23 protein-coding genes are annotated in these 23,718 nt (G+C 65.9%); 10 read left to right on the forward strand and 13 right to left on the reverse strand.

All coding sequences use genetic code 11. From position 1 onward, the window contains the following. The first annotated feature begins 78 nt into the window (after window positions 1-78). Window positions 79-927, forward strand: coding sequence for a CHAP domain-containing protein (locus PWS46_RS03180; RefSeq protein ID WP_434617935.1), 849 nt, complete (start codon window positions 79-81; stop codon window positions 925-927). Between the two features lie 101 nt (window positions 928-1,028). Here the strand turns inward: PWS46_RS03180 and ubiA are convergent, their stop codons facing one another. Further along, entirely contained in the window at window positions 1,029-1,976 is a 948-nt protein-coding gene (gene ubiA / locus PWS46_RS03185; RefSeq protein WP_434617938.1) for a 4-hydroxybenzoate octaprenyltransferase, read from the reverse strand. A 243-nt stretch (window positions 1,977-2,219) separates the two neighbouring features. Here ubiA and PWS46_RS03190 point away from each other — a divergent pair, with 243 nt between their 5' ends. From PWS46_RS03190 to PWS46_RS03200, 3 genes are all read left to right on the forward strand, one after another. Beyond that, the gene (locus tag PWS46_RS03190) at window positions 2,220-2,603 is read left to right on the forward strand and encodes a response regulator (RefSeq protein WP_434617941.1); all 384 of its coding nucleotides are present in this window, start codon (window positions 2,220-2,222) and stop codon (window positions 2,601-2,603) included. Between the two features lie 108 nt (window positions 2,604-2,711). Next, entirely contained in the window at window positions 2,712-3,491 is a 780-nt protein-coding gene (locus PWS46_RS03195) for a 16S rRNA (uracil(1498)-N(3))-methyltransferase (protein WP_434617944.1), read from the forward strand. A 48-nt stretch (window positions 3,492-3,539) separates the two neighbouring features. Continuing rightward, the gene (locus PWS46_RS03200; RefSeq protein ID WP_434617947.1) at window positions 3,540-4,904 is read left to right on the forward strand and encodes a glutamate--cysteine ligase; all 1,365 of its coding nucleotides are present in this window, start codon (window positions 3,540-3,542) and stop codon (window positions 4,902-4,904) included. A gap of 147 nt (window positions 4,905-5,051) precedes the next feature. Here the strand turns inward: PWS46_RS03200 and fdxB are convergent, their stop codons facing one another. The 6 genes from fdxB to nifE are packed head-to-tail and all read right to left on the reverse strand — an operon-like array spanning window position 5,052 to window position 9,326. After that, window positions 5,052-5,345, reverse strand: a complete 294-nt coding sequence (gene fdxB, locus PWS46_RS03205; RefSeq protein ID WP_012973385.1) for a ferredoxin III, nif-specific — start codon at window positions 5,343-5,345, stop codon at window positions 5,052-5,054. 56 nt (window positions 5,346-5,401) lie between these two features. Next, window positions 5,402-5,602: a CCE_0567 family metalloprotein gene (locus PWS46_RS03210; protein WP_434617951.1), complete on the reverse strand. Its 201-nt coding sequence runs from the start codon at window positions 5,600-5,602 to the stop codon at window positions 5,402-5,404. 19 nt (window positions 5,603-5,621) lie between these two features. Continuing rightward, window positions 5,622-6,089, reverse strand: a complete 468-nt coding sequence (locus PWS46_RS03215) for a NifX-associated nitrogen fixation protein (protein ID WP_434617954.1) — start codon at window positions 6,087-6,089, stop codon at window positions 5,622-5,624. Between the two features lie 2 nt (window positions 6,090-6,091). Continuing rightward, complete coding sequence (nifX, locus tag PWS46_RS03220; protein WP_434617957.1) at window positions 6,092-6,490, reverse strand: nitrogen fixation protein NifX; 399 nt, start codon at window positions 6,488-6,490, stop codon at window positions 6,092-6,094. A gap of 50 nt (window positions 6,491-6,540) precedes the next feature. After that, entirely contained in the window at window positions 6,541-7,914 is a 1,374-nt protein-coding gene (gene nifN / locus PWS46_RS03225) for a nitrogenase iron-molybdenum cofactor biosynthesis protein NifN (RefSeq protein WP_434617959.1), read from the reverse strand. A gap of 5 nt (window positions 7,915-7,919) precedes the next feature. Further along, window positions 7,920-9,326 (reverse strand): nitrogenase iron-molybdenum cofactor biosynthesis protein NifE, encoded by a 1,407-nt coding sequence (nifE, locus tag PWS46_RS03230; protein ID WP_434617962.1) that lies wholly within the window; start codon window positions 9,324-9,326, stop codon window positions 7,920-7,922. A gap of 272 nt (window positions 9,327-9,598) precedes the next feature. On the opposite strand from nifE, the gene PWS46_RS03235 reads away from it, so the two are divergent. Beyond that, the gene (locus PWS46_RS03235) at window positions 9,599-10,102 is read left to right on the forward strand and encodes a hypothetical protein (RefSeq protein WP_434617964.1); all 504 of its coding nucleotides are present in this window, start codon (window positions 9,599-9,601) and stop codon (window positions 10,100-10,102) included. Between the two features lie 31 nt (window positions 10,103-10,133). On the opposite strand, the gene PWS46_RS03240 is transcribed toward PWS46_RS03235, so the two are convergent. From PWS46_RS03240 to PWS46_RS03260, 5 genes are all read right to left on the reverse strand, one after another. After that, complete coding sequence (locus PWS46_RS03240) at window positions 10,134-11,624, reverse strand: methyl-accepting chemotaxis protein (RefSeq protein ID WP_434617967.1); 1,491 nt, start codon at window positions 11,622-11,624, stop codon at window positions 10,134-10,136. A gap of 437 nt (window positions 11,625-12,061) precedes the next feature. Continuing rightward, window positions 12,062-13,621 carry a nitrogenase molybdenum-iron protein subunit beta gene (nifK, locus tag PWS46_RS03245; protein WP_434617970.1) on the reverse strand — a complete coding sequence of 520 codons (1,560 nt, stop codon included), beginning with the start codon at window positions 13,619-13,621 and terminating at the stop codon, window positions 12,062-12,064. Between the two features lie 31 nt (window positions 13,622-13,652). Further along, a complete protein-coding gene (gene nifD, locus PWS46_RS03250) occupies window positions 13,653-15,092 on the reverse strand; it encodes a nitrogenase molybdenum-iron protein alpha chain (protein WP_111065782.1) in 1,440 nt (479 codons plus the stop codon). Window positions 15,093-15,296: 204 nt separating this feature from the next. Beyond that, complete coding sequence (gene nifH, locus PWS46_RS03255; RefSeq protein ID WP_012973395.1) at window positions 15,297-16,193, reverse strand: nitrogenase iron protein; 897 nt, start codon at window positions 16,191-16,193, stop codon at window positions 15,297-15,299. Between the two features lie 261 nt (window positions 16,194-16,454). Next, window positions 16,455-17,765, reverse strand: coding sequence for a hypothetical protein (locus PWS46_RS03260; RefSeq protein ID WP_434617974.1), 1,311 nt, complete (start codon window positions 17,763-17,765; stop codon window positions 16,455-16,457). A gap of 203 nt (window positions 17,766-17,968) precedes the next feature. Between PWS46_RS03260 and PWS46_RS03265 the strand changes: the two genes are divergently transcribed. From PWS46_RS03265 to PWS46_RS03285, 5 genes are all read left to right on the forward strand, one after another. Beyond that, window positions 17,969-18,841: an NAD(+)--dinitrogen-reductase ADP-D-ribosyltransferase gene (locus PWS46_RS03265; RefSeq protein ID WP_434617976.1), complete on the forward strand. Its 873-nt coding sequence runs from the start codon at window positions 17,969-17,971 to the stop codon at window positions 18,839-18,841. 106 nt (window positions 18,842-18,947) lie between these two features. Then, window positions 18,948-19,841, forward strand: a complete 894-nt coding sequence (gene draG / locus PWS46_RS03270; RefSeq protein WP_434619886.1) for an ADP-ribosyl-[dinitrogen reductase] hydrolase — start codon at window positions 18,948-18,950, stop codon at window positions 19,839-19,841. A 2-nt stretch (window positions 19,842-19,843) separates the two neighbouring features. Continuing rightward, window positions 19,844-20,266, forward strand: coding sequence for an ArsC/Spx/MgsR family protein (locus tag PWS46_RS03275; protein ID WP_434617979.1), 423 nt, complete (start codon window positions 19,844-19,846; stop codon window positions 20,264-20,266). A gap of 125 nt (window positions 20,267-20,391) precedes the next feature. Continuing rightward, window positions 20,392-21,162 carry a class II glutamine amidotransferase gene (locus PWS46_RS03280; protein WP_434617982.1) on the forward strand — a complete coding sequence of 257 codons (771 nt, stop codon included), beginning with the start codon at window positions 20,392-20,394 and terminating at the stop codon, window positions 21,160-21,162. 159 nt (window positions 21,163-21,321) lie between these two features. Next, entirely contained in the window at window positions 21,322-21,945 is a 624-nt protein-coding gene (locus tag PWS46_RS03285; protein WP_434617985.1) for an FMN-dependent NADH-azoreductase, read from the forward strand. 220 nt (window positions 21,946-22,165) lie between these two features. Here the strand turns inward: PWS46_RS03285 and PWS46_RS03290 are convergent, their stop codons facing one another. Further along, window positions 22,166-23,674: an AMP nucleosidase gene (locus tag PWS46_RS03290; RefSeq protein WP_434617988.1), complete on the reverse strand. Its 1,509-nt coding sequence runs from the start codon at window positions 23,672-23,674 to the stop codon at window positions 22,166-22,168. Between the last annotated feature and the right edge of the window lie 44 nt (window positions 23,675-23,718).

Consider the following 23,718-nt stretch of genomic DNA (forward strand, 5'->3'; position numbering starts at 1 on the left):
AATTCAAACGGTGTAGACACAGCTGCGAACCCGTGTTACCCGTTTCCATCAGGGGAAAACAGAGGGATTGGGGGAGTCATGCGGCAGAGGGGAACCGCCATCGGCCTTTCGTTTGCGGCTTTGATCGCGCTCAGCCCCCTTACCGTGTCGACGGCCGCCGCACAAGACGGCGATTGCGTTCGTACGGTCCGCTCCATCTCCGATTTCACCATTCGCGGCGATGCCTGGACCTGGTGGGACCATGCCGCCGGCCAGTATGACCGCGAACACCGCCCCGCCATCGGCTCCGTCCTCGTCTTCAAGCGCACCGGTCACATGCGCCGCGGCCACGTCTCGCTGGTCAGCGCGGTGATCGACCGCCGCACCATCGAGGTCGACCACAGCTGGCTGGATGGCGAGGGGCTTCGCCGCGGCATGCGGGTGGTCGATGTGTCCCGCAACAACGACTGGTCCGCCGTCCGCGTCTGGCACGAGCCGACCGACCAGCTCGGCCTGCGCGTCTATGCCGCCTATGGCTTCATCATGCCGGACGGCGAGGAAGCGCCGCGCGGCGGCCGGATGCTGGATGCCGGCGACCGCGGCATGGACCAGGGCTTCGCCAGCAGCCCGCGCGGCCGCGGCAAGTCCACCGGCCCGCGCATGCTGGAAGCGTCGCTGCACCCGCAGAAGGGCCATGCCGTCTCGGTCCCCGGCCGCAAGCCGCAGAGCCTGCCGACCACGGCCGTCGCCTCCCTCGCCCCGCAGAAGCCGCAGCGCATGGATGTCGCCGTGTTGCCGTCGCGCAAGCCGGCCAGCGCGCATGCCGCCCCGGCCCCGGTGACGGTCGCCGAGGTCTCCTCGCCCGGCAGCCGCCGCACCGTCGCCCCCGGCCGCAAGCCCGGCTCCGGCAACTCCGTCGCCCAGTTGGCCGAGACCAGCGGGCGCTGAACGGCGCGTATCTCAGGTTTTCAGGAAGGGCGGGGCTTTGCTCCGCCCTTTTTTGTGCGGGAGTTGGGGCATCGAAGCCAACACCACCCTCACCATGCCCCCTATATCTTCCCCACCAGAATCGCCGCCAGCACCAGCCAGCCGAACCAGCGGTTGGACTTGAACTTGTCCAGGCAGTCGCCCTGATCGTCCGGCCGCCAGGTCGCGACCTGCCAGGCCAGCTGCAGGGCGGCCAGCGACAGCACCGGCAGGAACAGCCCGCCCAAGCCCGCAAGACGGCCGGCGATGCCGATGCCGACATAGGTCAGGGCGTAGAAGCCGTAGATCCAGATCTTGCTCTGGTCGCCCAGGCGCAGAGCGGTGGACTTGACGCCGATGCGGGCGTCGTCCTCCTTGTCCTGATGGGCGTAGATGGTGTCGTAGCCCAGCGTCCAGGCGATGCCCGTCACATAGAGCGCCACCGCCGGCCAGCCGACATCGTTCTGCACCGCCGCCCAGCCCATCAGCGCGCCCCAGTTGAAGGTCAGGCCAAGAAAAGCCTGCGGCCACCACGTGATCCGCTTCATCAGCGGATAGGTGAAGACCAGCAGCAGCGACAGCACGCCCAGACCGATGGCGGTCGTCCCCAACTGCACCAGAATCAGCAGCGACACCAGAAGCTGGGCCAACAGTAAGGCCAGCGCCTGACGCACCGACACCTGTCCCGACGGGATCGGGCGCGAGCGGGTGCGCTCCACCATCGCGTCGAACTTGCGGTCCAGGATGTCGTTGACGGTGCAGCCGGCGCCGCGCATCAGCACCGCGCCGACCCCGAACAGCGCCATCAGCCACAGCAGCGACGGCCAGTCCCGGAAGGGCTGCGGCATGGCCAGCGCCACGCTCCACCAGCAGGGGAACAGCAGCAGCCATGTCCCGATCGGGCGGTCTAGTCGCGCCAGCGTGACATAAGGGCGCAGCCGGGCGGGAATGCGGCGGGCGATCCACCCATCCTGCCGGATGTCGGTGAATCCGGAATCGGGAAGAGTCGGGCCGGTGGAAGCAGTGGGCATGACGGCGGTGTTTCCGCTGTGCTATGGAGATGTCGGAACAGCAATTCTGGCGAAGGTATCGGGCCGCCGTCCGTGCGGCAAGTGCGGCGCACAGCGTGTGACCGGAGTGAAGTCCGGAAACGGCGCGGCGAAGCACCCGGGCTCAAGCTATGAAAAATTGCAGTCCCAGGACTTGCGCGCGCCAAAATCGTGCCAATACTGTTTCTTTATCAAAACCTCAGCGGCTTGCAATCGCAAATGGACATGAGCACGAAACCGGACCGTTTCGCCGTCGTCATCGATGACGAGTCGATCATCTTGGCCGGGATGGAGATCATGCTGGACACCTGGGGCTATCAGGTGCTTGCCGCGGAGGATGTGGAAACCGTCCTGGCGAAGCTCCCCGGCTGTCCGGCGCCGGACGTGATCCTGTCCGATTACCGGCTGCGCGACGGCTGGTCCGGCATCACCGCGATTCGGGCGGTGCGCGAGGCCTGCGGCGCCGCCGTACCCGCCATCATCCTGACCGGCGACACCGGGGCCGAACTGATGGCCGCCGCGAAGGCGGATCAGATCCGCATCCTGCACAAGCCTGTCCAGCCCAACGACCTGCGCCGCCAGATCGACGCCCTGATCTCGACGCCCTGATCTCGACTCCTTGATCTCTGCCGCCGATCCGCATGTCCGGCGTCTGATCTGCTGACTTGCACGCCCGCGGCCGGCTATAGTCGGCGCCGCCCCGCGGAGACGAGAGCCATGGCCGACCCGATCAAGACCCGCCTGTATGTGGACAGCCCGCTGGCCGAAGGCCAGTCGGTCGGGCTGGACCATGAGCGCGCCCATTTCCTGCGCCATGTCCTGCGGCTGGACCGCGGCGACCCGGTGGCGGTGTTCAACGGCCGCGACGGCGAATGGCGGGCGGTGATCGACGGCTTCGGCAAGGGCTGGTGCTCGCTGACCGTGGCGGAGCAGCGGCGGGAGCAGGACTCGACCCCCGACCTGTGGCTTCTCTTCGCCCCGCTGAAGAAAGGCCGCATCGACTTCGTCGCCGAGAAGGCGACCGAGATGGGGGTTTCCCGCCTGTGGCCGGTCTTCACCCGCCGCACCGATCCCAACCGCGTCAACAGCGACCGGCTGCGCGCCAACGCGGTGGAGGCGGCCGAACAGTGCGAGCGCCTGAGCGTGCCGGAGATGGGCGAGGCGCTGCCGCTGGAGCGCGTGCTGGCCGGCTGGCCGGCCGACCGCCGGCTTTACCTGTGTGCCGAGGCCGGCTCCGCCCGTCCCATCGCCGAGGTGCTGCGCGACGCCCCTGCAGGCCCTGCAGCCCTGCTCATCGGGCCGGAGGGGGGCTTCGACCAGTCGGAACTTGACGAACTCGCCAAACTTCCCTTTGTTGTTCCGGTGGGATTGGGTCCGCGCATTCTGCGGGCCGACACGGCGGTGGTGGCGGCGCTGGCTTGCTGGCAGTCCTTGGCCGGGGACTGGACTGCCGGGGGAAGCGACCGGCGTCCGCCATTCCGCGCGCCGATCCCGTAACCGGCCGTCACCCGGCCGATCCTCCGTCCACTTCCCGCGAGAGACTTCATGTCCGCACCCCCGACCACGCGCGGCGAACCCATCACCGACCGCCGCCAGCTTGCGGCCTATCTCGAATCCGGCTGCAAGCCGGCGCCGGACTGGCGCATCGGGACCGAGCACGAGAAATTCGCCTACCGCACCTCCGACCTGCGGCCGCTGCCCTATGACGGGCCGGACGGCATCCGCGAGTTGCTGACCCGCATGACCCGCTTCGGCTGGCAGCCGGTGGAGGAGAAGGGCAACATCATCGCCCTGGTCCAGGACAAGGCCAACATCACGCTGGAGCCCGGCGGGCAGGTCGAACTGTCCGGCGCGCCGCTGGAGACCCTGCACCAGACCTGCGCCGAGGTGCATCGCCACCTGCGCCAGGTGAAGGAGATCGGGTCCGAGCTGGGCATCGCCATGATGGGGCTGGGCTTCCAGCCGAAATGGACGCGCGACGACATCCCCTGGATGCCGAAGGGCCGCTACAAGATCATGCGCGACTACATGCCGAAGGTCGGCTCGCTCGGCCTCGACATGATGACGCGGACCTGCACCGTGCAGGTCAATCTGGACTTTGCGTCCGAAGCCGACATGGTGAAGAAGTTCCGCGTGTCGCTGGCCTTGCAGCCGATCGCCACCGCGCTGTTCGCCATGTCGCCCTTTACGGAAGGCAAGCCGAACGGCTTCCAGAGCTTCCGCAGCCACATCTGGACCGACACCGATCCGGATCGCACCGGCGACATCCCCTTCGTGTTCGAGGATGGCTTCGGCTTCGAACGCTATGTCGACTATCTGCTCGACACGCCGATGTACTTCGTCTACCGCGACGGCACCTACATCGATGCCGCCGGCCAGTCCTTCCGTGATTTCCTGGAGGGCAGGCTGCCGGCGCTGCCGGGCGAGCTGCCGCTCATCACCGACTGGGCCGACCACACCACCACCGCCTTTCCGGAAGCGCGTCTGAAGAAGTATCTGGAGATGCGCGGCGCCGACGGTGGGCCGTGGCGTAGCCTGTGCGCCCTGCCGGCCCTGTGGGTCGGGCTGCTCTACGATCAGGTGTCGCTGGATGCCGCGTGGGATCTGGTGAAGGGCTGGACGGCGGACGAGCGCTCGCACCTGCGTTCCGATGTGCCGCGCTCGGGCCTGCGCACCAGCTTCCGCAGCGGCAATGTGCGCGATGTGGCGCTGGAGATGCTGGCGATCGCCCGCGACGGTCTGGCCCGCCGCGCCCGCAACGACAATTGGGGCGACGACGAGACTCACTTCCTCGACACGCTTCAGGTCATTGCCGAGACCGGCCGCAGCCCCGCCGACGAGCTTCTGGAGAAGTTCAACGGCCCCTGGGGCGGCAGCGTCGATCCGGTGTTCAAGGAGTATGCGTACTGAGGGGAGTGGGGGCTTGGCAGAAGTGAGGCCCCCTCCCTAACCCTCCCCCGCTGAGCGGGGGAGGGAGCAAGCGCTTATCCGGGAGAGTGGCGGCAGTCCCTCCCCCGCCCAGCGGGGGAGGCTAGGTGGGGGGCTAGCCTCTACAACTCACGCCGCCACTGGCGCATGGGTGATGCAGCTCTTCGAGCAGACCTTGGAGCAGCTTTCGCAGCCGATGCAGTTGGCCGCTTCCTTGACCGTCATGATCTTCTTCTCGGCCTCGTCGTCGAAGGCGTCGACGATGTCGCCGTCCTCGGTCAGACCGATCATATCGAGCACGCCGCGCCCGCACACCTTGAAGCAGCGGCCACAGCCGATGCACTGCTTCTGGTCGATGGATTGGACGAATTTCGGGGTCCAGCTCTGACCACCGCGGGTGGTGCCGGTCAGGAACTCAGCCATGGGAATGCTCCTCTCGGGAAAGGGTGCGCCTAAGCTATTCTTTAAAAATGGAGGGGTTACGCCGTCTCCAGCGCCTTCAGCGCCGCCCGCTTCTCGGTCAGGGTCTTGAAGGCGTCATAGGTTTCCTGCGCCACCGTCATGATGGTCTGCCAGTTCTGCGGAAGCTCTTCCGACAGATCGTGCAGGTCCATCTTCTTCTGGGTGGCGCGGGCGTTCAGCTTCTTGATCTCGTCCTTCAACGCGTCGATGTCGGTCATGGTCGTGCTCCCGCAAGGCTCAGAGGTTCGCGACCTCGGGATATTCCCGGATCAGCGCCACCGCATCCTCGACCAGCTTGGCGCCGTCGGCGGCCAGCTTCTCCAGGCTGGGGAAGCCGAAGCGATGGACGTCGCGCAGGGTCTTCGACACCACCACCAGCCGGCCGGTGGTCAGGATCATGCGGCCGAAGCCCTCGTGGCTCATCTTCATCATCGGCGAGGCCATCATGCCGGTCTGCTTTTCGACCGTGACGCCGACCGCCTTGTAGAACAGCTCCAGCCGCCACAGCGTGTCCGGGTCGGGATCGCCGATGATCGGGATGGCGGCGCGCGCCTCCTTGTCCAGGATGAAGGGGGCGAGCAGAGCCTCGTCGGGCTTGCCTTCCCAGGCGCCATAGCTGTCCTCGGCACGGAACAGCAGGACCAGCGTCTTCACGAACTGGTCGGCGACCGACAGTTCAGCCACATCAGCGCTCTCTGCAGCCATGCTCAGACCTCCTCCTCGTCGAAATGGAATTGCGGCGTCTCGCCCATCGCCTTGCGCAGCCAGGGCGGCGGATTGCCGTTCAGCGTCTGGACCAGCTTGTCGAGCAGGGCCGGGATGGCCTCACTGGCCTCGACCTTCACCGGATGGATCTTCTTCGCCACCACGCGGGCGGCGGCCGAGGCGCCGATGGCCGACAGATAGATGATGGCGACGTCGGCCAGCACCTCCAGCTTGGGCACCAGCTTGTCCTCGTTGCCGTCCTCGAACATCGAGCCGCCGAACTGGAAGGTCTCCAGAAAGGCATGGCCCTGGCGGTCGACCTGATAGACGGCGATGTTCTTGGCCCAGCCGAAATGCGCATCGACGTGCTGCATGTCCTGGGTGCAGAAAGCGACCTTCATCGATCCTCCTCGTGTCGGATGGTGTGTCGGGCGTGGGGCCTGCACCAGGCTCAGACGGCGTTGCATCCGCATGATCCGCCTCCGCAGCCGTGCGATTCTTCCGCTTCGTGGCCGTGCTCGTGGTCCATTTCGCGGGCGAGGAACAGGTTGCCGATGTCGCACAGCAGCTCGCGCGTGCCGCGGTAGCCGACCTGGACGCGCAAGCCCGCTCCCAGCCGGTCGAACATCGGCAGGCCCATGCGGTGCAGCGGCACGCCGATCCGCGCCGCCCCCTGCCGCCCGTGCGAGTTGGAGACGATCAGGTCGGCGTCACGGGCCAGCGTCTCTACGTCGGAATGGTCGCCGACCATGATGGTGGCGGCCTTCAGCCGCTCCAGAACCGGGCTCTGCGTCGGCGATACTGCGGCGACGACTTCCGCCCCCATATCGGTCAGGAAGCCGGTGACGGCGTAGAGCAGGTCGGGCTCCAGCGCCACGGCGATGCGCTTGCGGCTGTAGAAGAAGTGCCCGTCCAGCATGGCGTCGACCAGGGCTTCGCGCTGGCGCCGCAGACGGGCCGGTGCCGGCTTGCCCGACAGCTCCATCAGAAGGCGGACCAGCTTGTCCGTCGCCTCCAGCCCGGTCAGCCGGCTGAAGAAGTGGCTGGGCACGTCGGTCTTCAACTCCAGCGCGTTGCCGGCGACCCGCATATGCTCGCCGACCACGATGGTCGCGGCCGAAGCGCCCATGGCGCGGATCTGGTCCACGGTCACGCCGCCCAGCGAGGTCGCGGTGAAGTCGGTCGGCTGGCGGCCGGACATCGACAGCGACAGGTCGGGCAGCATGATCGGCGACAGGCCGAAACCTTCGATGATGTCGCGCAGTTCCTCGACATCGCCGGGCGACAAATGGCTGCCGGCCAGCACATTGACCTGGGTCGGGATGCGCACCGGCGACGGTTCGACCAGCCGTTCGACGATCCCGGTGACGGCGGCAGCATAGCCGTCCTCGAAGCCGCCGGCGAAGTCGGGGGTGTTGGCGAAGACCAGGGCGGTGTCGGCCATGTCGGGATTGCGCTGGCGGAACAGCGTGTACTGGCCGCCCATGTCCTCGCCCTTGGTCTCGGTCACGCCGGTGGTGGCGACGCCGATCATGGCCGGCTTGTTGCGCTCGACGATGGTGCGGATCGCCTGCTCGAGATTCTCGTAACCGCCGAGGATGGTGGAAACCTGATCCATCGCCGTGGTCTGCAGCGGGATCGCCTCGCGGAAATGGCGCACCAGCAGCACCAGCCCGAAGGCGGTGCAGCCCTGCGATCCGTGGAACAGCGGCAGGCAGCGGTCGACGCCGAGATAGGCCAGCGCCGCGCCCAGCGGCTGGCTCATTTTCAGCGGGTTGGTCAAGGCGGCCTTGGCGGCGGAGGGGAAGCGCTGGATGTGCGACATCGGTCTCACTCCGCCGCCAGAAGAGTGGAGGACGGGCCGGATTCCCACGGTGCCGGCTGGCGCACCTGCCGCCAGATCGGGTTCGACAGCGTCTTGTCGATCTCCTCGCAGAGATTGACGATGCCGTCATAGCCGGCATAGGCGTGGTGGCGCTCCTGGTTGATGTCGAGCCAGGGAACCTTGGCCTTCAAGGAGATGAACTGCGACCGGCCACCGGACATCATGATATCGGCCTGATTGTCGGCCAGCATCCTGTAGATGTCGCGCGGCTTCAGATCGTCCCACTGGTGGAACTCCTCGCCCTTCATCTTCTTGATGCGCTCCTTGTCCTCCTTGGTCGATTTCTTGGTGGAGGTGCCGAGGATGGTCAGACCGGCGCCTTCCAGCGCGCTGACCATCGACCAGCTCTTGACCCCGCCGGTGAAGAGAAGGACGCGCTTGCCCTCGAAACGCGGCTTGTAGGGTTCCAGACGGCGCCAGACGCGGCTTTCCTCGCGCGCGATCACGCCCTCGGCCCGGTCGATCAGCCCCTTGTCGGCGCCACGCTCCACCAGCATGCGGGTCATGGTGCGCAGCGTGTCCGACATGTCGGATACGCCGTAGAAGGACCCTTCGAAATAGGGGATGCCGTAGCGTTCCTGCATCTTGCGGCCGACATTCACCAGCGCCTGGCTGCACACCATCATGGTGACGCGGGCACGGTGCGCTTGAGCGACCTCGTTGTACCGCCCGTCGCCGGAGATGCAGGACAAGAGGCGGATGCCGATCTCGTCCAGCAGCGGCTTGACCAGCCACAGCTCGCCGGCGAGGTTGTATTCGCCGATGATGCAGACGTCGGTGGGGGTGGTGTATTCCGGCTCCACCGTGCCGATGACATGCTCCAGCAGGGCCTCGCCGGCCAGCTTGTTGCCGAGATTCTTCGACCCGACGAAGCCCGGCGCCTCCACCGGGATCACCGGCTTGCCCAGCTTTTGGGTGGCGAACTTGCAGACGGCGGCGATGTCGTCGCCGGTCATGGCGGGCACGCAGGTCTGATAGACGAAGACGGCCGGCGGATCGTATTGCTGAACGATCTCCTTGATGGCGCGGTAGAGCTTTTTCTCGCCGCCGCCGATGACGTCCAGTTCCGACAGGTCGGTGGTGAAGCCGGTGCGGTAGAGCTGCGGGCCGGAGGATTGCGAGCCGCGGTTGTCCCAGCTGTTGCCCAGGCAGGCGATGGGGCCATGGACCAGATGAGCGGCGTCGGCGATCGGCTGCAGCACGATCATCGCGCCGTCATAGGCGCAGCCGCCGGCCGCGGCCCCCGGCTTCAGCGACTTGGTGCAGCCCTTCTTCTTCTCCTTGGCCGACTTGGCCTGGTTGGTCGCGCAGCCCGGTTCGTTGAAGACGTCCTGGATCTTGTCCTGGAGCATGCCCGCTCTCCCATCCTGGCGCCGGAAATGGCTCTGCGGGCATCTGATGCAGGGGGCGTGCCAGTGGGGAAGCTATTGATAAAAAAGGATTGTCATCTTTTCCATCGCTGTCCGATAGCTGACAATCGCTCCCGGCCGGCCGCGGCTTGTCGGGTGTCGCACAGCACTTGGCAGGGCGCGCACGCAGGGAAGGGGCGGGGCGGCCGTATCAGGACGGTTCGCTGCGATGAGGTTTCATGATGGTACGGTTCGGGCGGCGCGGTGGCCGAGGGATGATGAGCGGCATGCTGCTGGCGCTGGCGGCAGTGCCGGCCGTGGCCGCGCAGAATGACGCGGTGATCCGGTTGGCGACGGAGCCCGGCCATGAGATCGGCATCGCCTGCCGTTTCCTCGACCCCGACCAGCGCCCCGTCCCGCCGGAGGCCGAGACCTTGTGTGCGGCTGCCGCCGATCTCGTCGAGGGCAGGATCGCCGGCCATGGCAAGGCGGTGGTGCGTCTCGGTCTGCGGGCTGTGGCGCCTGACGACGGGGAGGTGGAGGAGAAGCCGCCCGCGGTCGATGGCCCGATCCTGCTGCTGGTTCTGGAAGGTCGTCAGGATTGGAGCGGTACGGCCCATCCCCGCCTGCTTCTGCGCGCCCGTCCTGTCCGCGACGGCAGGGCCGCCCCGTCGGTCGGCCTGCCGCCGGTCTCGGTCGAACTGGGCGGAGAGAACTGGCGGGCGGCTGCCGACCTTGCGTTGGAGCGGGTGGTCGGCTTCGCGATTCGGGACAGTTGAGGCTGGATGACCGACCAGACCACCGGCAGGGTCAGCGGGCGAGCACTTGCGCGGCTTCCTTGGTCGAGGCGATGGCGGTTCCGACCTGCGCAAAGGCGGCGGAGATTGCGGTGATGTTCCGATCCACCACCGCCACCGAGGTCGATGCTCCCTGCATGTTGGCGGAGATGCTGGCGGTGACGGTGGTCTGTTCCTCGACCGCGCCGGCGGACATGACGACGAATTCGCGCAGATTGTTCATGGCCGTGCGAATTGCCGACAGGGATGACACGACGTCGCCGGAGACGGATCGCATTCCCTCGATTTCGCGGGAAATCTGGGCGGTGGCGTTGGCCGACTGGTTGGCCAGATTCTTGACCTCGTTGGCGACCACGGCGAAACCTCTGCCGGCCTCGCCCGCCCGCGCCGCCTCGATGGTCGCGTTCAGTGCCAGCATGTTGATCTGTCCGGCGATGGAGCGGATCAGTTCGACGATGCCGCCCATCGCCTTCGCCACTTCCGACAAACGGGTCGCGGCGCGGTCGGCGTTGTCGGCTTCGCTCACGGCGGCATCGGCCGCCTGCTGCGACCGCGACATGCTGTCGGCGATCTCACGGGCGGCGGCGGCCAGTTCCTCCGCCCCGGCCGCGATGGTCTGCACCGTTCCCCTGGTCTCCGACGATGCGGCGGCGGCGGTGTCGGCCTGCCGGTGGGCGCCGCTCATCGCCTGTTCGATCTCGGTGAAATTGGTGTCGATCAGCGACTTCAGACGGTCCAGCAGGCTGATCTGTTCGGTGATGTCGGTCGCGAATTTCACGACCTTGCACAGGCGGCCGGCACCATCGAAGACCGGGTTGTAGGAGGCCTGGATCCAGACGACGCGGCCGCCTTTGCCGATGCGGCGGTATTGGGCGGCTTCGAACTGGCCCTTGTTCAGCCGGTGCCAGAAATCGCGATAGGCAGCGCCCTCGCGCTCCCGCGGGTCGACGAACATGCTGTGATGGCGTCCGCGTATCTCGTCCAGGCTGTAGCCGAGCACCTTGAGGAAATTCTCGTTGGCGGTGATGACGGTGCCGTCCGGATTGAATTCGATGACGGCTTGCGACCGGGAAATGGCGTCGATCTTGCCACGCATGTCGGCGTTTACGGTCTGGCGCTCGGTCACGTCGGTGGCAATCTTGACAATCCTGATGGGTCGTCCGGCGGAATTGAGGACGGGATTGTAGGTTGCCTCGATCCAGACCTCGCGGCCCTTCTTGCCGATGCGCCGGTACAAAGCCCGTTGAAACTCTCCACGCTTCAGCCGATCCCAGAATTCCCGATAGGCGGTACCCGCATGTTCAGCAGGATCCACGAATATCCGGTGATGCTTGCCGACAATTTCAGGCAATGAATAACCCATCACCGTCAGGAAGTTGGAATTTGCGGTCAGGATTGTGCCATCCATGCCGAATTCGATGACTGCCTGAGATCGATCCAATGCTGCCAGCATTGCTTGGCTATCGGATTCCTTCGAACCAATCGACCGGATGAAACCAATCATTTCCACCCCCTCCGCGCGTCCACCTTGAACGCTTGACGGGCCCTATGAAAGCCTGACCTTTTCAATTGGTCAATCAGGACTAGCACTAAAGACCGAAGAATTTTCGAGGCAAACTTAAGACATAAGTGCCACCTAATGATCAGAGGACCATTTTATATTTTCGGGTCTAAAGAATTTATAGGGAAAGCCATTTTTCAAGCGCAAGTCGTGTCGTTTCCTGTGCGAGAATCGGTAATATTATTTACTTGTAGCATAATAATAATTCCCATGCCTCAGCAGTTTGTCAAACTTGAAGTCCACAGACGAAAATACCCGGAGCGTGCCGTCGCCGGCGCTCTCCGGGTTGGGGAGGTTGCCGCCGGGCCGGGGGGATGGAAACCCCGGCCCGTCGGATAGGCTGGAACCGATGCCTGGCTCGCTGGCGACCTGCCGGCCGATCAGCGGATCAGGTCGAACGAGTAGTCGGTCTGGCCGACGATGTTGGTGTTGGCGTCGATGTCCTCGAAGATCCGGTCCAGGATCCGCACCAGCACGTTCAGCGCGCCCTGGTAGCCCCAGGTCGGGTAGCGGTGGTGATGGTGGCGGTCGAAGATCGGGTAGGTCAGGCGGATCAGCGGAACCTTGGTGTCGCGCTCCAGATACTTGCCGTAGCTGTTGCCGATGATGTAGTCCACCTTGTCGGTGAAGATCAGCGAGCGCAGGTGCCACAGGTCCTTGCCGCCGTAAGCCGCGCCAGAGGCGCCGAAGGGCGAGCCGTCCAGCACCTTCTGGACCTGCTTCTCCCACTTCTTGGAGCCGGAGGTGGACAGGATGTGCACCGGCTCCGCACCCAGCTCCAGCAGGAACTTGGTCATGCCCAGGCAGAAGTCCGGGTCGCCGTAGACCGCGAAACGCTTGCCGTGCATGTGGGTGTGGCTGTCGGCGATGGCGTCGACCAGACGGCCGCGCTCCAGCTTCAGGCTGGCCGGCACCGGCTTGCCCGACAGTTCCGCCAGCTTCAGCAGCAGCTCGTCGGTGGCGGTGACGCCCATCGGGTAGTTGAACTTGGCGACGTCCTGGCCCTTCTCCTTGCAGAACTGCAGGGTCTGGGTGGTGTTGTACTCCTGCATGGAGATGGTGGCCTTGGCATGCAGGGCCTCCTTCGTCTCCTCGATGGTGGTGCCGCCGTCATACATGCGGTACTCGCCATCCATCGGCGTGTCGAAATTGTCGGACACGTCGGACAGGATCTGCAGCTTCAGGCCGAATTCGCCGGCGATGCGCTTCAGTTCGCGGTTGTTGCCGACCGCGAAGCCGTCGAAGCCCGGGATCAGGTTGATCTGCTCGGTCTTGGGCGTGTCGAAATTCTCCGACGTGCCCCAGAAGTTGCTCAGGATCCCCTTGATCATGTTGTCGTAGCCGACGATGTGGCTGCCGACGAAGGCCGGGGTGTGGGCGAACGGCACCGGGAAGTCGGCCGGGACGCTTTCCTTGTTCTTCGCGTTGGCGATGAAGCCCTGCAGGTCGTCGCCGATGACTTCGGCCATGCAGGTGGTCATCACCGCGATCATCTTCGGCTTGTAGAGCGCATAGGCGTTCGCCAGTCCGTCGATCATGTTGTTCAGGCCGCCGAACACCGCCGCGTCTTCCGTCATCGACGAGGAAACCGCGCTGTTCGGCTCCTTGAAGTGGCGGGTCAGATGGGTGCGGTAATAGGCGACGCAGCCCTGGGAGCCATGGACGAAGGGCAGGGTGCCTTCGAAGCCCTGGGCGGCGAACATCGCGCCGATCGGCTGGCAGGCCTTGGTCGGGTTGATGACGACCGCTTCACGGGCGAAGTTCTTCGCCTTGTATTCCTCGGACTTGGTCCATTCGGACACGCGGGCGACTTCCGCGTCCGAATGGCCGTATTCGAACTCGGTCTTCTTCTTCTCGAACATCGCCGCATATTCGGGCTGCCGGAAGAGGGTGTAGTGGTCGAGGACCTTGTCGGCGCTCTGCGAAAGCTTGTCGGTCATTCTCAAATTCTCCTGTTCCAGAGGCCGATGGTCAGAACGGGGCCTTCATCACGCCCCAGACGGGGTTGTTGATGGCCAGGTCCATGTCGCGGGCGAAGATCGCGAAGCCGTCATAGCCGTGGTACGGGCCGGAATAATCCCAGCTGTGCATCTGGCGGAACGGCAGGCCCATCTTCTGGAACACGTACTTTTCCTTGATGCCCGACGCGACGAGGTCGGGACGCATCGCCTCGACGAACTTCTCCAGTTCGAACGCGGTGACGTCGTCGTAGATCAGCGTGCCTTCTTTCACATAATGCGGCGTGCGCTGATAGTCGTCGTTGTGGGCGAACTCGTAGCCGGTGCCGATGATCTCCATGCCCAGGTCATGGTAGGCATCGACGACGTGGCGGGGACGCAGGCCGCCGACGTAGATCATGACCTTCTTGCCGTCCAGCCGCGGCTTGTACTTGGCGATGACCGCATCGACCATCGGCTGGTAGCGGGCGATGACCTTCTCGGCGTTCTCCTTGATCTTGTCGTCGAACAGAGCGGCGATCTTGCGCAGGGATTCGGCGATCTGGCTCGGGCCGAAGAAGTTGTATTCCATCCAAGGAATATTGTACTTCTCTTCCATGTGGCGCGCGATGTAGTTCATCGAGCGGTAGCAGTGGATCAGGTTGACCTTGGCCTTCGGCGTGTTCTCCAGCTCGGCCATGGTGCCGTCGCCCGACCACTGGGCGATCACGCGCAGGCCGATCTCCTCCAGCAGGATGCGGGAAGACCAGGCGTCGCCGCCGATGTTGTAGTCGCCGATGATGGTGACGTCATAGGGGGTGGAGACGAAGTCGGCCTTGGGTTCCGTCTTCTCGAACACCCAGTCGCGGATGGCGTCGTTGGCGATGTGGTGGCCCAGCGACTGGGACACGCCGCGGAAGCCTTCGCAGCGCACGGGGATGACCGGCTTGCCGATTTCCGCCGACTTGGCGCGGGCGACCGCCTCGATGTCGTCGCCGATCAGGCCGATCGGGCATTCCGACTGGATCGAGATGCCGTTCACCAGCGGGAACAGCTCGTTGATTTCCTCGATGACCTTGTGCAGCTTCTTGTCGCCGCCGAAGACGATGTCCTTCTCCTGGAAGTCGGAGGTGAAGTGCATCGTGCCCCAGCTGTCCACACCGGTGTCGCCGATGTAGTAGTTGCGGCGGCCCGACCAGGAGTAATAGCCGCAGCCGACCGGGCCGTGGGAGATGTGGATCATGTCCTTGATCGGACCCCACACCACGCCCTTGGAACCGGCGTAGGCGCAGCCGCGGATGGTCATGACGCCGGGGATGGACTTGACGTTCGACTTGACGCCGCAGTCCTTGGCCTCGGCCTCCAGCACGTTCAGGTGCTTGGCGCGGCGCTTGCGGGACTTTTCGGGATAGGCTTCGAGGACTTCGTTGACGAGGTTCTTGACGTCGACCGTGGTGTTCTCGGACAGGCTCATAGCCGGCCTCCTGCTTGAATATGCCGCGCCACTGCAGCGCGTGACCGAGCCCCTCCCTCCCACGCCGACGTCGCCCGGCCGGAACCGGTGGGCAGTCGTTGGGTCGACGTCGTACGGGGCTGGGGAAAAGGGCCAGTGTTCAGGCGGTCCCCCCTGCGCCGATGGGGCAGGGGGGCCGGTAGGCAACCGTCGCTACGCCCGGGATCAGGCGCCGGCCTTCGCCGCTTCCTTGGCAGCCAGCTCGGCGAGCTGCTGCTCCTCGGTCTTCATGATGCCGAAGTCCATCAGCATCTCTTCCAGCTCTTCCATGGTGATCGGGGTCGGGATGCAACCCTGGCCGGAATTCGCGTGGATCTTGTTGGCCAGCGCGCGGTATTCGCCGGCCTGCTTGCTGTCCGGGGCGTACTCGATGACCGTCATGCGGCGCAGCTCGGCGTGCTGGACGATGTTGTCGCGCGGCACGAAGTGGATCAGCTTGGAGCCCAGGCGCTTGGCCAGCGCGTCGGCCAGATCCCATTCCTTGTCCGTCTGACGCTCGTTGCAGATCAGACCGCCGAGGCGGACGCCGCCGCTGTGGGCGTACTTCAGGATGCCCTTGGCGATGTTGTTGGCGGCGTAGAGCGCCATCATCTCGCCCGACATGACGATGTAGATTTCCTGGGCCTTGTTCTCGCGGATCGGCATGGCGAAGCCGCCGCAGACCACGTCGCCCAGCACGTCGTAGGACACATAGTCCACGTCGTCGTAGGCGCCGTTCTCTTCCAGGAAGTTGATCGAGGTGATGACGCCGCGGCCGGCGCAGCCGACGCCCGGCTCCGGACCGCCGGACTCGACGCACTTGATGTTCTTGTAGCCGACCTTGAGGACGTCCTCGAGCTCCAGATCCTCGACCGAACCGGCTTCGGCGGCCAGATGCAGCACGGTATCCTGGGCCTTGGCGTGCAGGATCAGGCGGGTCGAGTCGGCCTTCGGATCGCAGCCGACGATCAGGATCTTCTGATCCAGCTCGACCAGCGCGGCCAGCGTGTTCTGAGAGGTGGTGGACTTACCGATACCGCCCTTGCCGTAAAAGGCGATCTGACGCAGAGGCGCTTTGGCCATGTGGGTCGCTCCTGTGCTTGGGTCGTGGGGACTGTGCTTCGATCCGGTGCGGCCGGTTCGTGGCCGCTTCGGATTTCATGGATTGCACGACCCGTGCCAGAACGATGAAATCTCGCAAGCTATTGTTTTTGCAAAATATTTTACCGAGTCGGCGCTGCGTGCCCCTTTGTCGGGGTCCCGACACACACGACAAAGCCCGACATTTTGTCGGGTCTTTATGGCGGGAAGGATTTATGGGAAGCGAGCACCAACAGCAGAGCCCTACTGCCCCTCGCCCAATGCCTCCGCCGCGACGACGATGCGCAGCGCCAGTTCCTCCACCGCCTCGTCGCGGTCCATGTCGTAGAGCAGTTGCGCCAGCAGCCGGCCGCGCGCCATTAGGCGCAGGGCGAGCGCGGGATCGGCGGGCTTCGCCAGCAGCGCCTCGACCAGACGTTCGCCGGTCAGGCGGGCCAGAGCGTCGCAGCGGTCGACCAGCCGCTGCTTCAGCGTGTCCACGGCGGCGGGACGGCCGGCATGGCTGAGGTCGGCGCAGAAATGGTGAAGGCTGCGCAGTTGCCGCAGCAGGGCCGCGAACAGCAGGTCATCCAGTTCGCCGCCGGCCGCCGCCTTGCCGATCAGATCGAACAATGTGTCGGAAAGCCGCCAAGCCGCCGACAGCCAGTCGTTCATCGCCTTGCGGTCGGCCGGCTCGACGAAAGGACCGGATTCCTCCTTCGTCTCTTCCTGGTCGTCCAGATTGCGCAGCGCGATGACGATCAGCCCGTCGGCCTGGGCCAGCGTCGCGAGGCTGGCGTGCAGCGTTTTCAGCCCGCGGTCAGCGACGAAACCCTCGATCGCCTCGGTGGCCCGGCGCAGCGAGTAGCGGGCGAGCCGCCGTGACTGATAGACGACGTCCTGCATGGCACTGTCGCCGCCCAGCGCTTCCAGCGCCATCCGCCGCACTTCGAAGCGCAGCAGGGCGCGGGCCAGCCGGTCGATGCCGCCGACGTCGATGGGGCGGCTATCCTTGGTCAGGTTGTCGGCGGTGGTGCGGGCATCGGCAACGATGGCGGCGATCACCGCCTGGAGATGGCCCTTGCCGCCGCCGCGCATCCGGCTGACCAGCGTCCGCATCGCCTCGGCGAGGTCGACGGCGCCCGGCAGGCTTTCCTCATGGTCGGTGCGGCCGGTCACCAGCCGGTCGATCAGATGGTCGCGCACGCCCGGCAGCAGGACGTCGGTGACGATCTGGCCGATCGGTCGCAGCAGCGCGTCCATCAGGCGGCCGGGCGGCTGTCCGACCAGTCCCGGCAGCGGGTTGATCGGCTTGGGCACCAGCCGCGGCCGGTGCGGCTCCAGCAACTCCAGCACGGCATCGCCGCGCAGGGGCGTGATCGACCCGCGCAGCAGCTGGGCAAGCCGCAGCGCGGTGCGCGCCTCGGCGACGCCGCGCGGTGGGCGGTTGTCGGGGGTGGCGGGCGATGAAGCCGCGGGGTCGGCGGGCGTCTTGGGCCGGACAGGCGTCTGCGCGGGCACGGGCGGGGTGCGCCGGCGCCGGCTGTCGTCGTACTTGGTCGGCCAGAAGGCCATGCGGGTGCCGCCGGATCGTAAGCGTCGCTGTACTGAGTATGGGGACGGGAAGTTCGGCTTCAAATGGACAATATTGCGACATGCGGCGACACGCCCCCGCCGGTTGCAGCGGTGAAGGCTTGGCACGCGCCGGCTTATACAATATCCATATAAGAAGTAATGGCTTTTCGACGGGGCGGCCGGGCGTGACGGATGGGGGCTTGATGCGCGATGCGAGCGGACGGGCGGTGGACTCCGGCTCGCCCTCCGACTCACCGCTGGCTCTGCACGCCCACCGCACCAACCTCGTCAATGTCCCGGCCGCCGTGCTGTGCAGCGAAGCCTACAATGACGAGCCGCGCCGCCTGCGCATCGGCGCCACCCGCAGCGAGCACGCCGCCCTGTTCGAGGCGCTGGACGAAAGCCCCGACGCGCTGACGGCATCCGACATCTTCCAGCGCCATATGGCCGAGGTGTTCGGGGTGAACCCCGACTTTTCCGGGGCGGAGGGGCCGGACGGCAGGCGGCGTTTCCGCGCCAGCTATCTGCGGCTGCTGAAGGGCTGGATGTTCGACAGCAACCGGGCGGAAGGGGCGGTGCTGAAGGGCTGGGTGGAGAGCCGTTTCGGCCTGCTGCCGACCTTCCATGGCGAACCGATCCGCCGCTTCGCCTCCGACGCCTGGACGGCCTATGGCGAGCAGAAGCAGTCGACCCGCTTCCACAACAACAACATCCACCTGCAGCTCGACCTTCTGTACGAGTTCTGCCAGTGGACGATCCGCCGCGGCTGGCCCGACGCGCCGATGCCCAACTGGGCCTCGCACATCCGGCTGTACCGCGGCGTCAACGATTTCGAGGAACACCACATCGTCGCCCGGCCGGACAAGCGCACGGCGGTGCTGCGGCTGAACAACCTGTGTTCCTTTTCCATCAACCGCGACATCGCCGGCCAGTTCGGCGACTACATCCTCGATGCCTGGGTGCCGCTGCCCAAGGTGATCTTCTTCCGCGACATCTTGCCGCGTTACCCTTTCCAGGGCGAAGGAGAATATCTGGTGATCGGCGGGGACTATCGGGTGGGTGTGTCGCTTCTTTGACAACCTTACGCCCGGCGTCGGCCTGCGTGCCGTCGGAGGGGCGCACCAGGAAGGGGCGGGCGCTTTGCCCGATGGCATGACCGATCCGACGATTTTGACACCCGGGATCCGATCCCCCGAAGTCCGATCCAGGGCGCTCGGCGCCTATCTCGGCCTTGCCTGCGGCGACGCGCTGGGGGCGACGGTGGAATTCCTGACCAAGGGCGAGATCGCCCACCAATATGGCGTCCACAAGCACATCAAGGGCGGCGGCTGGCTGAAGCTGCCGGCGGGTCAGGTGACCGACGACACCGAGATGTCGCTGCATCTCGGCCGCGCCATCCTGTCGGCTCCGGAGTGGGAGCCCCGCCGCGCCGCCGAGGAGTTCGCGATCTGGCTTAAGTCGGTGCCGGTCGATGTCGGCGACACGACACGGCGCGGCATCCGCCGCTTCATCATGCACGGCACGCTGGAGGAGCCGGAGTCGGAATACCACGCCGGCAACGGCGCGGCGATGCGCAACCTGCCGGTGGCGCTGGCCACGCTGGGCGACGATGCGGCGTTCGAACGCTGGTCGGTCGAGCAGTCGCACATCACCCATTGCAACCAGCTGTCTGATTCCGCGGTGATCGCGCTGGGGCGGATGGTGCGGCGGCTGGTTCTGGGCGGCGGCATCGTCGCCGCGCGGGAGGAGGCCAACGCCCTGATCGCCAAACACCGCCAGTTCAAGTTCGAACCCTATCGCGGCCTGTCCACCGCCTTCATCGTCGATACGGTGCAGACCGTCTTCCACTATTACTTCCAGACCGATTCGGTCGAATCCTGCGTGGTGGAGACGGTGAACCAGGGGGGAGACGCCGACACCACCGGCGCCATCGCCGGCATGCTGGCCGGCGCGACCTATGGCGTCGAGTCGATCCCGTCGCGCTGGCTGCGCAAGCTGGACCGCAAGGTCTACGACGAGATTTGTCAGCAAACCGACGCGCTGCTGGCCCGCGCGCCGCTGTTCCGGGAGAGATGACGATGGCCGACGTGATTTTCTTCGAAAAGCCCGGCTGCGGCGGCAACGCCCGGCAGAAAGCCCTGCTGGAGCAGGCCGGTCACCGCGTGATCGCCCGCGACCTGCTCGCCGAGCCCTGGACGGCGGCGACGCTCCGTCCCTTCTTCGGCGACCGGCCGGTGGCCGACTGGTTCAACCGGGCCGCCCCGGCGGTGAAGAGCGGCGAGGTGGTGCCGGAGGCGATGGACGAGGCCGCGGCGCTCGCCGCGATGGTCGAACGGCCCTTGCTGATCCGCCGCCCGCTGATGCAGGTCGGCGACCGCCGCGACTGCGGGTTCGAGACCGACCGGGTGGAGTCCTGGATCGGGCTGGGCGGTGCTGCGCCGGCGGGCGGGAAGATGGAAGGCTGCCTGCGGCCGGACATGCCGCCCTGTCTTAAACCATGAGGGCCCAAACCATGAGGGTCAAAGCCCTGCAGCCCGAAACCATGAACGTCAGCGCGTGACCTCGGGCACCACCTGTCGTAGCTTGTCGCTCCCAAGGGCGACGACCAGCGGCAGACGAGGACACCATGTGCGAACTCCTGGGCATGAGCGCCAACGTGCCCACGGACATCTGCTTCAGCTTCGCCGGCCTGATGCGCCGCGGCGGGCAGACCGGTCCGCACCGCGACGGCTGGGGCATCGCCTTTTACGAAGGCAAGGGCTGCCGCACCTTCCATGACCCGGCCCCCAGCAGCGAGTCGGAGATCGCCCGGCTGGTCAGCCAATATTCGATCAAGTCCTGCACGGTGATCTCGCACATCCGCCGGGCCAACCGCGGCCGGGTGTCGCTGGAGAACACCCATCCCTTCACCCGCGAGCTGTGGGGGCGGGTGTGGACCTTCGCCCATAACGGCCAACTGAAGGGCATCAAGGACCGCATCCTGACCTTCTACGAGCCGGTCGGCAGCACCGACAGCGAGCATGCCTTTTGCTGGCTGCTCGACCAGATCCGCATGCAGTATCCGGAGCCGCCGAAGACGACGGCCGGCCTGATGAAGCTGATCCGCCATCTGGCCGCCGATCTGGGAACGCTGGGTGTGTTCAACATGCTGCTCAGCGACGGGCGGTATCTGTGGTGCCACTGCGCCACCAACCTCGCCTGGCTGACCCGCAAGGCGCCGTTCGGCGCCGCCACCCTGCTGGATGCGGACATGAGCGTCGATTTCTCCAAGGAGACGACACCCAACGACATCGTCACCGTCATCGCCACCCGCCCGCTGACCAGGGACGAAGCGTGGACGGTGATGCAGCCGGGGCAGATGGCGGTCTTCCGCGGCGGGACCCTGGTGACGCGCTGAACCCGCCGGGCCGATGGTCGCTTGGCCGCCGATTGTTGCCTCTCCAGAGACGATCTTTCGCGCACAGCCCGGCTTAACCGTCGGAAATCAAAAGAGCATCTTGGGTGTCAGAAACCGGCCGGACCTGACGGCCGCAACAACCAAGAGGCTCCTTCCGCCATGACCACGATCCTGCATGTCGACTCCAGCCCGCTCGGCGCCGCCTCCGTCACCCGCCAGCTGACCGCCTCCATCGTCGAGGCCCTGGTGAAGGCCGAACCGTCGGCCACCGTCGTCGCCCGCGACGTCGCCGCCAACCCGCCGGCCCATCTGGACGGCGAGCTTCTCCAGGTCGTCAAGCTCGGCAACCGCGACGGTCTGACCGAGCGTCAGCGCGACGAACTGGCACTGAGCGACGCCCTGGTCGAGGAGTTCCTGGCCGCCGACGTCGTGGTGATCGGCGCGCCGATGTACAATTTCTCCATCCCGACGCAGCTGAAGGCCTGGATCGACCGCCTCGCCCAGGCCGGCCGCACCTTCCGCTACACCGAGAAGGGCCCCGAGGGGCTGGCCGGCGGCAAGCGCGTGATCATCGCCTCGGGCCGCGGCGGCGTCTATTCGACCAACCCGGCGCTGGCCGGCCTGGACCACCAGGAGGCCTATCTGCGCACGGTTCTGGGCTTCTTCGGCATCACCGACGTGACATTCATCCGCGCCGAGGGCATCGGCATGGGGCCGGAAGCCAAGGACAAGGCGCTGGCCGGCGCGGCGAAGGAAATCGAAGGGCTGCTGGTGGCGGCTTGAGTTGTTGAGGGGGCGGGTGTTCTTGCCCCCACCCTAACCCTCCCCCGCTCTCAGCGGACCGTAGGTCCGCCTGCCGCGTCAGCACAAAGCGAAGCTTTGTGCGAGAGCTGGGCGGGGGAGGGGATTGGCGCTTGTTCAATAAAGTGGCGGCAGTCCCTCCCCCGCCCAGCGGGGGAGGATAGGTGGGGGTCTAACTCCGCACTGCAAGCCGGCACTCCCCCTACTGGAACGCCACCTCCGCCAGGCTGCGCAGCTTGCGGGAATGCAGTGTCTCCATCCCGTGCTCGCGCAGCAGTTCCATCGCCAGCACGCCGATCTTCAGATGCTGATCGACCCGCTCGCGATAGAAGCGGTCGGCCATGCCCGGCAGCTTCAGCTGCCCGTGCATCGGCTTGTCCGACACGCACAACAGCGTCCCGTACGGCACGCGGAAGCGGAAGCCGTTGGCGGCAATCGTCGCGCTTTCCATGTCCAGCGCGATGGCGCGGCTCTGGCTGAAGCGCATCAGCGGCTCGCGGTGGTCGCGCAGTTCCCAGTTGCGGTTGTCGATGGTCGCCACCGTGCCGGTGCGCATGATGCTCTTCAGGTCGAAGCCCGAAAGCCCGGTTACCCGCTCCACCGCCGTCTCCAGCGCGCGCTGAACCTCCGCCAGCGCCGGCACCGGCACCCACAAGGGCAGGTCGGCGTCCAGCACATGGTCCTCGCGGACATAGCCGTGGGCCAGCACGTAATCGCCCAGCCGCTGGGTATGGCGCAGCCCGGCGCAATGGCCCAGCATCAGCCACGCATGCGGGCGCAGCACCGCGATGTGGTCGGTGATCGTCTTGGCGTTCGACGGGCCGACGCCGATGTTCACCAGCGTGATGCCGTTGCCGTCCGGCCGTTTCAGGTGATAGGCCGGCATCTGCGGCATGCGCGCCAGCTTGGCCGAGACGGCATCCACGGTGCCACCGAGATTCTGGTTGGTGGTGACGATGTCGCCCGGCTCGACGAAGCTGTCATATTGGCTGCGGTAGGCCGCCAGTTCGGCATCGCCGGTCGGCTCCATGATCTCGCGCGACAGCCGGATGAACTCATCCACATAGAACTGGTAGTTGGTGAACAGGACGAAGTTCTGGAAATGCTCCGGTGCGGTCGCGGTGTAGTGGCGCAGCCGGTGCAGCGAGAAATCCACCCGCGGGCCGGTGAACAGGGCCAGCGGCTTCACCGCGTCCGGCCCACCGTCAAAGGTGCCGTTGACGATGGTGTCGTCCATCCGCGCCAGATCGGGCAGGTCGAACAGATCCGGCAGCTTGGTCAGCCGGTCCGGCGGCAGGTCGCCTTCCACATACATGCCGTTGGGGAAGGCGAAATGGATCGGAATCGCCTCCTCGCTGACGCCGACCTCCAGCGGGACGCCGTGGTTGCGCAGCAGAAGCGTGAACTGTTCCAGCAGATAGCGTTCGAACAGGTCGGGTCGGGTCACCGTGGTGGAATGGACGCCGACCCCCTCGACGAAGCCGTAGGACAAGCGCGTATCGACCGCGGCCCCCGACACGGCGGTCAGCCGGACATAGGGGTAATAGGCCCGGTTCCGTCCGCCGTCCTCCTCGCCCTGGGTGTAGGCGGCGAAGCGGTCCCGCAAATAGGCGGTGTTGCGATCGTAAATGTCGCGCACGCAGGCCAGTGCGGCTTTGGCATCGGTGAAGCGCCCGGCCGACCCGGGCTGGAGCGGGGCTTTGTCGTTCATGTCGTCAAAGATGGGGTACGAACGACCGGCTGGGAAGGCCGAAT

Origin of the sequence: Azospirillum sp. B2RO_4, assembly GCF_051124815.1 — a bacterium.
GTDB lineage: Bacteria > Pseudomonadota > Alphaproteobacteria > Azospirillales > Azospirillaceae > Azospirillum.

Bases quoted from the DNA above. Each gene is read 5' to 3' on its own strand.
- PWS46_RS03240 (WP_434617967.1), bottom strand. From the start codon at position 11,624: ATGATTGGTTTCATCCGGTCGATTGGTTCGAAGGAATCCGATAGCCAA.
- nifE (WP_434617962.1), bottom strand. From the start codon at position 9,326: ATGCTCCAGGACAAGATCCAGGACGTCTTCAACGAACCGGGCTGCGCG.
- PWS46_RS03190 (WP_434617941.1), top strand. From the start codon at position 2,220: ATGAGCACGAAACCGGACCGTTTCGCCGTCGTCATCGATGACGAGTCG.
- PWS46_RS03195 (WP_434617944.1), top strand. From the start codon at position 2,712: ATGGCCGACCCGATCAAGACCCGCCTGTATGTGGACAGCCCGCTGGCC.
- ubiA (WP_434617938.1), bottom strand. From the start codon at position 1,976: ATGCCCACTGCTTCCACCGGCCCGACTCTTCCCGATTCCGGATTCACC.
- PWS46_RS03200 (WP_434617947.1), top strand. From the start codon at position 3,540: ATGTCCGCACCCCCGACCACGCGCGGCGAACCCATCACCGACCGCCGC.
- PWS46_RS03260 (WP_434617974.1), bottom strand. From the start codon at position 17,765: ATGGCCTTCTGGCCGACCAAGTACGACGACAGCCGGCGCCGGCGCACC.
- PWS46_RS03290 (WP_434617988.1), bottom strand. From the start codon at position 23,674: ATGAACGACAAAGCCCCGCTCCAGCCCGGGTCGGCCGGGCGCTTCACC.
- PWS46_RS03180 (WP_434617935.1), top strand. From the start codon at position 79: ATGCGGCAGAGGGGAACCGCCATCGGCCTTTCGTTTGCGGCTTTGATC.
- nifN (WP_434617959.1), bottom strand. From the start codon at position 7,914: ATGTCGCACATCCAGCGCTTCCCCTCCGCCGCCAAGGCCGCCTTGACC.
- nifX (WP_434617957.1), bottom strand. From the start codon at position 6,490: ATGAAGGTCGCTTTCTGCACCCAGGACATGCAGCACGTCGATGCGCAT.
- PWS46_RS03285 (WP_434617985.1), top strand. From the start codon at position 21,322: ATGACCACGATCCTGCATGTCGACTCCAGCCCGCTCGGCGCCGCCTCC.
- PWS46_RS03275 (WP_434617979.1), top strand. From the start codon at position 19,844: ATGGCCGACGTGATTTTCTTCGAAAAGCCCGGCTGCGGCGGCAACGCC.
- fdxB (WP_012973385.1), bottom strand. From the start codon at position 5,345: ATGGCTGAGTTCCTGACCGGCACCACCCGCGGTGGTCAGAGCTGGACC.
- nifH (WP_012973395.1), bottom strand. From the start codon at position 16,193: ATGGCCAAAGCGCCTCTGCGTCAGATCGCCTTTTACGGCAAGGGCGGT.
- PWS46_RS03235 (WP_434617964.1), top strand. From the start codon at position 9,599: ATGATGAGCGGCATGCTGCTGGCGCTGGCGGCAGTGCCGGCCGTGGCC.
- PWS46_RS03280 (WP_434617982.1), top strand. From the start codon at position 20,392: ATGTGCGAACTCCTGGGCATGAGCGCCAACGTGCCCACGGACATCTGC.
- PWS46_RS03210 (WP_434617951.1), bottom strand. From the start codon at position 5,602: ATGACCGACATCGACGCGTTGAAGGACGAGATCAAGAAGCTGAACGCC.
- nifK (WP_434617970.1), bottom strand. From the start codon at position 13,621: ATGACCGACAAGCTTTCGCAGAGCGCCGACAAGGTCCTCGACCACTAC.
- PWS46_RS03265 (WP_434617976.1), top strand. From the start codon at position 17,969: ATGCGCGATGCGAGCGGACGGGCGGTGGACTCCGGCTCGCCCTCCGAC.
- nifD (WP_111065782.1), bottom strand. From the start codon at position 15,092: ATGAGCCTGTCCGAGAACACCACGGTCGACGTCAAGAACCTCGTCAAC.
- PWS46_RS03215 (WP_434617954.1), bottom strand. From the start codon at position 6,089: ATGGCTGCAGAGAGCGCTGATGTGGCTGAACTGTCGGTCGCCGACCAG.